We start from the raw sequence: 11,679 nt of genomic DNA on the forward strand, positions 1-11,679 counted from the left end.
CGCAACGCCGCGGCGCTCGATGCGCTGGCCGCGCTGCCCGGCCGCGTGACGGCGGTGGAAGCCGCGGCCAATGCCGCCGGGCAGAGGCTCTCGGCGGTGGATGCGCTGGCCGCGGAGCTCGGCCGGGTGCGCGACCAGGCCGGTGCGGCTGCTGCGCTCGCGCCGCGCGTGGCCGCGCTGGAGACCACCGACCGCGACCAAGATCGGCGCCTCGGCCTGACGGAGGTCGCGATGGGCACCATTCCCGACCTGCGCGGCCGCATCGATGCCGTCGAGGCGAGCGCCGCGCGCGCCGATGCGCTCTCCGGCCGGATCGCGACGCTGGAGAACCAGGTGACCACCGTCACCTCCCGCGTCACCGTCACCGAAGCGCGCCTCGCGCCGCTTGATGCGCTGACCTCCCGCGTCTCGGTCATCGAGCGCAGCACGACGGAGCTGACCAGTTGGCGGCGTGGCGTGGACGAACGCCTCGGCACCCTTCCCGACCGCACCGCGATCCAGGACCTGACCAGCCGCGTGACTGCGGTGGAACGACGCACGGCCGAGCACCAGACCCGCATCGACCAGTTGAACCGCGGGACGCTCTCGCCGGTCCTGGTCGACCGCCCGGTCCCGCGGCCGATCGGATGAGGTGGCCCGACCCATGCTCGACGCCTTCGAGGCCCGGCTCGCCGACCTTTTCGCGGATCGCCTCGTGGGCGTGCCCGACCTGCTCGCGCCGCAGCGGGGCCTGCCGGCCGCGGCTCCCGACAGCGGCATCCTGCCGGTGCTGCGCGTGACCGGCGTCAGCGCCGCGCCGCTGCTCGGTGACGACGCGCCGCAACTGCGCCGGCTGCCGGGTGGTCTCGGGCTGCGCACGGTGCTGGAACTGAGAGGCGTCGTGGCCATGGACCTCGTCCCCGCCGCCGCCATCACGCGCGATGCCTGGCTGCGCGCGCTGGACGCGCTGCTCGTCGCCTTCCAGGCCGGGGATGTCCGCAGCGGCGCCGCCTTCGCCGACGGCTCCGACCAGGGTTTCGCGCTGCGCGGCTTCCGCTTCAGCGATGCCGCGCAGCAGGAGGACGCGCCGGGACGGCTGCGCGCCACCTTCGCCTTCGAGGGCGATTTCTGGCCGGTCCGCCCGGAGGAGGAGGGCCCGGCCATCGCCGCAATCCCCGCCCGCCTCGTCAGCCTGCCGCCGGGCGTCCCGGACGACCTGGTCGCGCGGGCGGGTGGGCCCGACCTCCTCATCCCGGTCGCGCTCGACCTGCGCGCCCTCGGCGCCGGTCCGCCGCGCGTCGTGGCGCGACTGCGCGGCGCAACGCCGCCCGGCAGCCTGCCCGGCGACCCGGCTGGCGCGCCGCCGGGCTTCACCGGCTTCCCGGTCGATGCCGAGGGCATCGCGCGCATCGTCTTCCGTCCCCCCGCCACACTGGCGGCGCCTGCGCACGCCGGCATCCAGGTGGCGCTTGCCGGCGCCGGGCGGAGCACCGTGCCGCTGGCCGAGATCGTCGTGCGGGTGCTGCCATGATCGCGGTCCCGGGCCTGTCCGCCTTCAGCAGCCTCGGCATCCTCTCGGTGCAGGCGCTGCCGGTGCCGGTGCTGCGCTACGCCACTCTCGAAGCGCCCGACCCCGGCACGCTGCTCGAATTCCCGTCGGGCGGGGAGGCGCTGGACGTGCCGGTCCCGGTGCCCTTCCTGCCCGGCATGGACGAGGTGGAGGTCGCCGCCGCAACCGCCGCCCTCGGCAGCCGGCCCGTCGAGCGCAGCACGGACCACGCCGGCCCCGCCGGCAGCGCCACCGTCGCGGCGCTATCCTTCGCCCCGCCGGTCGCCGGCGCGCCGGTCTCCCTTCTCAGGGTCGAGATCGAGGGCTTCTCGGCGGGCAATGTCGGGGTCGCGCGCACGCTCCTCGCACCCGGGCTGACGCTCTCCTGGGCGGCGGGAAGCAGCACCGCGACGCCCGGCGCGCTGCCGGGCGCGGAGGCGCTGCACCTGCTTGCCAGCCCGGAGAGCGGACCGCCCTTCCTCGCCGCCCCGGCCTTCCCCATGCCCGGAGCGGGCGGCGCGCTCTATGGCGATGCCCTTGGCGGCTGTGCCTTGTCGGCGACGCGCGCCGCCGACGGAACCGTGCGCCTGGTGCTGACGCCGGATGGCGGGACGCCGCCGCTCGCCGCGGTGAACCTCACCGTCGTGCGGCTGGCCGCGGACGCGCCGCGCCTGCCGAACGAGGGCCAGCCGGTGCCCTGGCGCGCGCAGTCCATCCGCGCGGTCTGGCGCCTGCATCCGGCGGCGCTGAAGGTGGAGGCGATCGGCGCCGGCAAGGCGGTGACGGTTGCCGAGATGCCGGGCGATCCGGGGCGGTCCTCGATCGGGTTCGACTTCGCCGCCGCGCTGCGCGGGCTGGCGCGCCCCGCCTATGACGCGGCACGGGGCGCGGCGGATCTCGGCCTCGCCCTGCGCGTCACCGCGACAGGGCCTGGCGCGGCGCGGATCCGGCTGGACAGCACGGGGCTGCGCTACCTGCGTCGCCCGCTCCCGAGGCCGGAACGCCTGGCGCTGCGCGGCGCACCGGCGGTGCTGGCGCTGACCGGCGCATCGCCGGGGCTGCGGCCGGAGGCGCTCGAACTCGTCCTCGAAGGCCGCTTCCTTCCGGAGCGCCTGACCGATGCCTCCGACGATGCGCCGCCCCAGGCGCGGCGCGGGCTGGTCGCGGAAGGCGCCACCCGCCTCGCCCGCCGCACCACCCTGACGGAGGCGGAGCGCGCCCTGCCGCTGGTGCGCTTCGCCGTCTTCGGCCGCGCCGCGGCCCCGGCCGAATTGCTGCTGACGCTGCATGCCGGCGACGAGAAGCGCGTCGGCCCGCCGCTGGGCCCGGCTGCGTCGCTGGCGCTGGAACCCGCGGAAGCGCCATCCTGGCTTCTGGCCACCCTCGCGGCGCCGGTCGCGCCGCCGCTGCCGCCAGTGGTCTGGGTCGTGGCGCAGGTGCCGCGCGGACGGTTCCTCTGGCACGGCACGGCGGCGGATGACGACACCGCGCTGCTGTCGGGCGATGCGGGCGGTTCCTGGACCGATGCGGCGACGCGCCCCGCGCTGCAACTCGCCGTGCGCGAAGCGGCGGCGACACCCCTTCCCCTGCCGCTGCGCTGGGGCGCAGCGGACCAGGCCGGGAGCATATCCCCGGACGCGTCCGGCGGCGCGGGCCCGGATTTCCAGCGCCGGCTGCTGCTGGCCGAGGACACCAGCCCCGCCGCGCTGGCGGCGGTCGCGCATGCCCCGCTCGCGCTGTCCTTCGCCTGCCGGCGCGACGTGGACCTGTCCGTCTCCGCCGCGACCTTCGCCTACAACCCGTGGACCGCACGGTCATGAGCGACCTGATCGCCCGCATCGGCACGCTGCGCGGCAGCATCGACATCTCGGCCGATCTCGGCGCGCAGGCGGAGGCGCTCGGCGGCATCGTGGCCATGGTGCGCTCGCTGCAGGACGGGCCGCCGGAACTGGGCGACCTCGCAGGGCTGGTCGGCAACCTGCCGGTACCGCCGGCGCTCGCGGGTCTCGTCACGCTCGGCACGCAACTGCCGGCCGCGATCGCCGATGCGCCGGAGAATCCGGCGGGGCTGGTCGGGCCGCTGCTGGCGCCGCTCACCGCGCTCGCGGGTGGCAGCTTCTCGGTCTCCATCACCTTCGATATCGGCGCGGCGCTCGAGGTGGTGCAGGAGATCATCCGCCTCGCCACCGGCCGCGTCTTCGCCGGGCCGCAGGGCATGCCGGATGGGCCGGGCGCCGGACCGCAGGCCTTCCCGGTGCCGGACCTGCCCTCGATCGAGGCGCTGCGCACCGGCGTCGCGGAGGCCCGCCAGGCCGTCGCCGCGCTCGGTCCGCGGCTGGACGCGCCGCAGCTGCTGGAGATGTTGCAGCGCGCCGGACAGGGCGTGGCGCCCCTGCATCCGCGTTTCCTGCCGCTGCCCATCCTCGGTGACCTTCTCGAGGCGCTCGGCACGGTCGCGGCCTGGCAGGCGATGACGCCGCAGGCGTTGAGCCGCGGTCTCGCCACCACCCTGCACGACGCCGCCCGGCTGATCGCCGCGCCGCGGACGCGGGTCGCCGATCCGCTGCTGGCGGCGGCACGGCTGGCGGCGGATGCCGCGGCCACCTTCGACGGGACGGCCGACCGGCTCGGCGCGCTGCTGCCGCCCTTCGCGGCGCGGCTCGCGACCGGGTTGTCGGTGCCGACCGCATCGGAAGCGACGGCCCTCGAACGCGCGGCCGATGCGCTGGAACCGGTGCTGGCCGCCCTGCACCCGACAGAATCGGCGCTGGCTCGCGTGGAGCACCTGCCATTCGCGATGACCGGCCATTTGCTGCGGGCGCAGCGCGCCATGTCGGGCGGCGGCGACGGCGGCGCGCTGCTGGATCGCATCCGGTCCTGGATCGCCGCGTTGCCTGCGCCCGACCCCGCACCCTTCGGCCCGGCGATCGACAAGGTCGCGGAACTCGACCTCAGCGCCCTCGCGGGCCCGATGGGCGCGCTGCGCCAGGCGGTGCAGGAGGCGCTGGACGCGGTGGACGCTGCACAGGGCGCGGTCAGGGATGCGCTGACGGCGGCGATCCGGCCGCTGGCAGACGGGCTGGACACCGTTCTCGATGCCGCGCGGCTCGACGAGGTGGTCCCGGCGCTCACCGGCTATGCCGGGCAATTGTCCTCGGCCATCGACGACACGCTGCGCCCGGCGGTGGATGCGGTGGGCGGCGCGATCGAGAGCGCGGTTTCCGCGGTGGGCGAGGCCACCGAAACCTTCGATCCGGCGCGGCTGATCGAACCGTTGCGCAATGCGCTCGACCAGCTCGCCGGGCTGCTCAACGACCCACAGATCCAGGACGCCTTCGCAGCGGTGGGCGAGGCGCTGGAAGCCGCGGCGAACGCGCTGGACAACCTCGACCTCGCCGTGGCGGCGGACGCGGCGATCACGAACATCGGCGCCATCGAGGCGAAGATCAACGAGATCGACCCCGCGACGATCCCCGAAGACGCCAAACCGCTGATCGCGCAGGGCGTCGAGGCGGTGGTGAGCATCGACTTCACCGCGAGCGTCGGCGACCCGCTGATCACCGCACTGGAAACGGCGCTGGAAGCAGGCCCACAGGCGCTGCTCTCCGTGGTCGAATCCGGCATCGACGACCTGCGTGCGGAACTCGACCACTTCAAGCCGTCGGAGGCGATCGGCGCGCAGATCGGCGCGCCCTTCGCGGAACTGGCGGCGACGCTGCGCAGCTTCAGTCCCTCCGCATTGCTGCAGCGCGTGCAGGATGCGCTGGACGACATCGCTGCGCAGGCGGGCGTCCTCGACATCGGCGCCGTGCTCGATCCGCTGCGCGAGGCGCATGCCGCGCTGGCTGGGCTGCTCGATCGCGTTTCGCCGCAGGCCCTGCTGGCGCCGGTGCGGATGGAGGCGGATCGCGCCCTGCAGAAGCTGCAGCAGGAAACGGGGCTCGACCGCGCCTTCGCCGGGCTTGCGGAACTGGCCGCCGCGGTGGAGGCGCCGCTCGAAGTGCTCGGCGAGGTGCGCGACCTGCTGCGCGAGGCCGCGGCGCTGGTGGCCGACCCCGGCGACGCGGATGCGCAGGTGGGCGCGTTGCTCGACGCCGCGGTGGCGCGGCTCGGCAGCGTGGAGATGGAACGGCTCGCCGCCGCCTTCACGGCGACGGCGGCGGCTCATGCCGGGATCCAGCGCGACGCGGTGGTGGCACCGATCGCTCCGGCGCTGCGTGCGGCCGCCTCGATCGCGCCGGCGGCGCTGGCGGGGCCTGGCGCCAGGCTGGCTCGGACCCTGGCGCTGCTGCCGCTCGTTGCGCTGGACCACGCGCGGGATGCACCGGCGACGCGGCGCGCCAAGGTGGCGGCTCAGCGCCTCCTTGCCATTCGCGACGCGCTGCCGCGCACGGCCGAGGCCTGGCCGGCACTCGGCCAGCGCCTATCGGTGCAGGCTGGCGAGCTGGAAGCCAGGCTGGCCGACTACCAGCGCCTGCTCACGGTCGAAGGCGGCGGTGCCTTCGCCGGCATGACGGCGAGCGTGCCGCCGGATCGCGCCGCCTTGCAGGCCGCCGTGCGCGCGGCGCTGGAGGAGGAGGTCGCGGCGCCGCTCCGCGTCATGCAGACGGGCTTCGCCGCCCTGGCACCCTGGATGGCGCGGCTCGCCACCGGGATCTCGGACCTGTTCGACGCCATCGCGACGAAGCTGGACGGGATATTGGGGGAGGAGGGTCTCGGCGGCGCCGCGTCGGGCCTCGCGGAACTCGGCGAAAGGCTCGGCCATCTCGACCTCTCGCCGATCGAAGGGCCGCTCGGCCTGCTGCATGGCCGCCTTGCCGCGGCGCTGGCAGCAGTCGATCCCGCCCCGCTCGAAACGGCACTGCGCCAGGCGGCCGACAGCGTCGCGGCGCTGCTGCGCGTCGAGACCCTGCTGCCGCCCTCGCGCCTGGCCGAAGCCGATGCCGCCTGGGCCGCCATCGTGGTGCGGATCGAGGCGTTGTCGCCGGAACAGGTCGTCGCGGCGACGCTCGATCCCGCCTGGCAGAAGGCGCTCGGCGCCATCGCGCCGGTGCTGGACATCCCGCTGAAGCTGCGCGCGCTGGTGGATGCGGCGGGCGGCACGCTCGGCGCCGATGCGCGCGTGCAACTCGGCCGCGTGGAGGAGGCCTTCGACCGCATGCTGCAGGCGATCCCGCCACGCACCGGCGTTGCGGTCGCCTCGCTCTCCGTCTCGGCCGACGTCTCGGTGGCGGCGTGACATGGCGCTCGGGCACGCCTTGCTGCATCCCGATCGGGTCCGCCGGGCCCTGGATGCGGATGCAAGCGCGGATGCCTATGGCGCGACGATGGACGGCGCACTCGGGCTCTTCGGCTTCGGTGATCCGGGCCCGCCGGCGGCGGCCTGGGCGGAAGGCATCCGCAGCCGCGCCGAGCCCGTCGTGGAGGCTGTCGGGCGAGCCGGCAGGGAAGGCCCCTTCGCTGCCTTCTTCGACACGCCGTCGCCCGACATACCGGGACTGATGGCGCAACTCGGCGGCATCGTCGATGCCGCCGCAACGCTCGATGCCGATGCGCTTCGCCTCAGGCTCACGGCGGCCTTCGACACCGTCTTCGCCGTCATCCCGGACCTGCGCCTGCCCGATATCGCCGGCGTGCTGAACACGGAGATCGACGCGGCGCTTGGTATCCTCGAGGCGCCGCTCCTTGGCGGGCGGCGCGACGCTGCCGCGCACCGCGCCTTCCGCACCGCCGCGGAGATCCGCCGCCGCCTGCATGGCCTGGCGGATCCGCTGCCACCGGCCTTCACAGGCTTCGACCTCAAGGTCTTTCTGCGCACGCGGTTCATGGCGCTGCTCGCCAGGCTGGACGCGCCGGCGCTCGGCGCGTTCGGCACCCAGGTCGGCGCCTTCAAGGACGAATTCGGCAAGCTGTTCGACGCACTCGGCCGGGTGTCCGTGCGCGTGGAGGTGCAGGCAGGCGGGCCGCAGCCGATGGCGGATCCCGCCCCCACGGTCGCGGACGAAGCGAAGGTCACGCCCTTCCCGGTCGGCCATGCGCTGTGGTGGCTCGATCTCATCACCGGCATCGTCGCGGTGTTCAACCTGATCTGGGAGATGGTCCGCACCGGCAACTTCAAAGGTCGCGGCTTCGACGGCTTCGTCAGCGTGGTGGTGCTGCTGTGGCAGATGGCGCGCGTCATCACGCGGGCCGCGGCGCCGCAGGACATGGGGGAATGGCCCTCCGGCACGCAATGGCTCTTCAGCGACCAGGGCGACTTCGTGCTGTCCTTCGCTGCCCGCCTGCTCGCCACGCCGTACGATGCCGGCAAGAATACCGTCACCAACTGGGTCGGCTCGGTGCTGATCCGCGGGCTGAAGCATGTCACCGCGGTCTCGCAGGTGCGCTTCATCTACCAGTTCGCGCGCAGCATGTGGTACTTCGACGAGTGGAACAAGCTGCCGGAGGCGTCGCGCCCGCCGCCGAGCTTCCTGCGCACCACCTGGGCCGCCTGGGGTCCGATGTGGATGTGCGGCCTGCTCTGCGGGCTCTTCCCCAGCTGGGACGATTTCCACCTCGAGGGCTTCCCGACCTCCCTGCTCGTCTGGCTGATCATCGGCGCGGTCTGCGCGCTGGCGGTCTGCATCGGCATGCTGATCGACCGGCCCAAGCGCACCCCGCCGGCCGAGGACCACGCCACGCACGGCATGATGACGGGCGTGGTGGTGCTGCTCATCATCCTGGTGGCGATCCTCGTCGAAGGCCTGGAATCCGACGACAAGGGCGCGGCGATCGGCGCGCTGATCGGCGTCTCGGTCTTCATCGCGCTCGCGATCTTCTTCTCCTGGCTGCCGAAGACGCAGAGCTGGGGCTCCTTCCTGCTGATCGCGATCGCCGGCCTCATCGGCGCCTATGCCGTGCCCTTCGTGCTGTGGTGGGACTACATCGACGACGGCCGCGACAAGCCAGGCGTATTCGAGAATCTCAGCGCCGACAGCTCGCCCTATCGCCTGCCCTTCACCGCCGGCGAGAACTGGATGTGCAGCCAGGGCACGCACGGCATTTTCAGCCACCACACCAAGGACGGCACGACCAACCACTACGCCTTCGACTTCAACGAGGTGGAGGGATCGGTCGTACGCGCCGCGCGCGACGGCGTCATCACGGAACTCCAGGAAGCCTTCGAGGACCGCAAGCAGGACCCGAACTACCTCCATGTCCTGCACACCAGCTGGGTCCAGGGCCATGATCCGGGCGAGGACGACGAGCGCGTCATCACCTTCGGAAACTATTTCCACCTGATGCAGGGCGGCGTGCTGCCGGTGCTCGGCCAGGCGGTGCGCCGCGGCGACGACATCGCGCGGCTCGACAGCACCGGGCGCAGCGCGCAGCAGCACATCCACATCGCGACCGAGGAGCAGCAGCGCGGCGAGGCCCAGGGCCTGCCCTTCGTCTTCGGCGACGAGGACACCAAGGGCTTCCGCCACTACCCGCTGCTCGCCTGGATCGGCGGAAAGGGCAAGATCGCCGGCAAGCCCGTCTCCTACGCCTTCTACACATCCGGCAACGCCGCGCCGGACGGCCCGCCGCCCGCGGCTACATTGGAACTGGCGCTGGGGCCGGCCGGCATCGCCGACCACATGCACCGCGTCTTCATCCCCGCGGAGGCGATCGCGGGCACCGACGACCCGGTCATCGTCTTCGCGGAACCGCAGCACGGCCACAGCCACCGCATCAGCCTGACCCGCGCGGCGATCGCCGGGCTGCGCAGGCGGCGCGAATGGAGCGAAACCGGCATCACCGTGGAAGCCGCCCCGGACGGCCACGACCATGCGCCGCTCCGCCGCCCGCTGCGTTCGCTGACGCTCGAACTGAAGACCGGCGTCAGCGCCACCGCCGGGACGCATCAGCACGACATCAGCGTGGACCTGACCACGCTGCTCCCCGGTATCCCGGCCACGACCACCGTCACCAGCACCGACGACTACGCGAATGTCGGCCGCGCCACGCCCGCGCCGGCGCGCCACAGGCATGCAGTGGACCTCACGGCCGCGGCAATCCGTTCCCTGCTGCAGCGCGACGTGCCGGCCGCCGCCGAGGTGACGGTGCAGGTCGCGGATGGCCACGCGCACGGCCTCGACGAGACCTTCCCCGAACCGAGCGCCACCACGCTGCCGGAACTGAGCGCCGCGCTGGTGGCGCCGCCGCTGGCGCGGCTCGCGATCGGTACGCCGGGGCCCTACCGGCTGTTCGGCGGCCAGGCGATCCTGCGCATCAACGACCGGGTCAGCGAGGCATGGCTGCTCGGCGCGCACCGCCCCGAACTGCACCCGGACCTGCCCGCCGAACGCGGCTTCGCGGCGGGCGAGACGCTGCGCTTCGACACCACCGACATCCATCCCGCCACGGATACGCGGGGCTCCGCACGGCTCGGGGCGGCGGCGATGACGCGGGCGCTGCGCACCTCCGGCGGGCGGCTGCGCCATGCGGCGCTGGTGCCGGTCCCGGTGATCGTCATCGAGACGCGCATCCGCGGCAGCGACGCACGACTGCGCCGGACCGGCGGGGCCGGGATCTTCGGCACCGGCGCGGGGCCGGAAAGCCGTGGGGCCGGCGACCTGCCCGATATCGGCGCCATCCCGCGCGCCGCGCTCACCGCGCATGTCGCCGGCGTCTTGCAGAATGGCTGGGCGGCGCCGCCGGTCGCGGTCGGCAACGCCTTCCAGGCCGGCGGGCCGCCGCTCGATCTCACACCCTCCGCGCCGCGCAACGCGGCGGTGCTCGCACTGGCGGCGGCACCGGCGGACGGCGCCATCGCAACGCCGAGCGAATTGCCGCTGCATCCCGGCCTGGTCGGCGTCACGGGTGGCTGGGCGGTACCGATCCTCGCGGCGCCCGCGGTGCTGCGGCTCGATCTCGCCCATGCGGCGATGACCGGCGCCCAGCGACAGGCGTCGCCCCTTCTCGTCATCGTCTCCGGCGCGTCCCAGGCCGTGACCTTCACTGCGGCCGACGCGGATGCGGATGCCGTGGCCCGGCGCATCATGCTCGGCGCCGACGGCGTGCGCGCCTGGGCCGAGGGCGCGACGACGGTGGTGGTGGCGACGGTTGCCGGCGGGTCCGATGTCAGCCTTTCGATGATGAAGGACCCGGGCCTGGCGCTCGGCGTCGTCTCCGGCGCCTCGGCGCCGCTCACGGCCGGCGGCTTGGTGCGCGACAGCGCCGCCGTGACGCCCGCCATCCTGCGCGACGTCGTGGCCGATGCCGCTGGGCGCGACGCGCCGCCCTACGACCCCGCGGTGGTGCAGCCGGCCGCGACCGAACAGGGCGACCGCATCCGCCTCGCCGTCGCCGCCGGCCACACCGTCCGGCGCGCGGCGGAAGGGTTGCCGCTCCTCGCCGGAACCGCTGCCGCGGGGCAGCAATGGGACAGCGACGCGCTGCCGGCCATCCTCTCGCTTGCCGGTTCCTCCTGGACGGACATCGAGGTGGATGGCGCGACGCTGCGCGTGCCGCTGACAGGCGAGCCGGCGCGGATCGAGATCGGCCCGCTGCCGCGCCTGCCCGCCAATAGCGACCGGCTTGAACTGGACGTGAACGGCGCCCCGCTCGCCATCGTCTTCGACGGGCTGGAGGCCTCCGTCGCCGGTGTCGCGGCGCGCATCGCCGCCGCCTCCAACGCGATCACCGTGCGCTTCGCCTACAGGCTGACGGTGTGCGGCACCCTGCATGGCGAAGCAAACGGTCCCGCGCCGCTGCGCCTTTCCGAATCGCAATTGCTGAACGTGGCGGGCTACCTGCGCGACCGCGCGACGCTCGAGGACGCCGCCATCGGTCCCGTCGGCGATGCGCTCCAGGCGGGGCCGCGCGGCCCGATCGACAACGATCCGCCGACCGTCGCCTGGCGCCGCCGCGGCGCGCGCAGCGCGCGGCTCACCGTGCCCGCGGCCGACCCGCCGAGCTTGGTGGCGGCGGCCGGCGACACGCTGGCCGTGACGGTGCCGACCGGCGGCGACCCCTTCGGCCTGACCGTCAGCCCGGCGAACACGGCAGCGACGACCGCCACCTTCCCCGTCGCGCTGCCCCGCGACGTCGCGACCTGGGGCTTCGCCGCCAGCCAGGGCGGCACGGACCAAGCGGTCGCCACCGCCCAGGTCGCCGCCATGCCGGCC

At 74.2% G+C, this 11,679-nt stretch carries 5 protein-coding genes; all 5 read left to right on the forward strand.

Translation table 11 applies throughout. The features are described from left to right. Positions 1-630: hypothetical protein (locus GXW76_RS23095; RefSeq protein WP_211864498.1), on the forward strand; the 630-nt coding region annotated here is incomplete at its 5' end. Between the two features lie 13 nt (positions 631-643). Then, positions 644-1,510, forward strand: a complete 867-nt coding sequence (locus tag GXW76_RS23100) for a hypothetical protein (protein ID WP_211864499.1) — start codon at positions 644-646, stop codon at positions 1,508-1,510. Then, entirely contained in the window at positions 1,507-3,348 is a 1,842-nt protein-coding gene (locus GXW76_RS23105) for a hypothetical protein (protein WP_211864500.1), read from the forward strand. Before GXW76_RS23100 ends, GXW76_RS23105 begins: the two co-directional genes overlap by 4 nt. Beyond that, complete coding sequence (locus tag GXW76_RS23110) at positions 3,345-6,767, forward strand: hypothetical protein (RefSeq protein ID WP_211864501.1); 3,423 nt, start codon at positions 3,345-3,347, stop codon at positions 6,765-6,767. Before GXW76_RS23105 ends, GXW76_RS23110 begins: the two co-directional genes overlap by 4 nt. Position 6,768: 1 nt before the next feature. Continuing rightward, the coding region (locus GXW76_RS23115; RefSeq protein WP_211864502.1) for a M23 family metallopeptidase at positions 6,769-11,679 on the forward strand (4,911 nt) is incomplete at its 3' end.

It is taken from the genome of Neoroseomonas soli, from assembly GCF_018129065.1.
Classification (GTDB): Bacteria; Pseudomonadota; Alphaproteobacteria; order Acetobacterales; family Acetobacteraceae; genus Neoroseomonas; species Neoroseomonas soli.

Excerpts from the sequence above, each read along its gene's own strand:
- GXW76_RS23105 (WP_211864500.1), top strand. The coding sequence starts at position 1,507 with ATGATCGCGGTCCCGGGCCTGTCCGCCTTCAGCAGCCTCGGCATCCTC.
- GXW76_RS23100 (WP_211864499.1), top strand. The coding sequence starts at position 644 with ATGCTCGACGCCTTCGAGGCCCGGCTCGCCGACCTTTTCGCGGATCGC.
- GXW76_RS23110 (WP_211864501.1), top strand. The coding sequence starts at position 3,345 with ATGAGCGACCTGATCGCCCGCATCGGCACGCTGCGCGGCAGCATCGAC.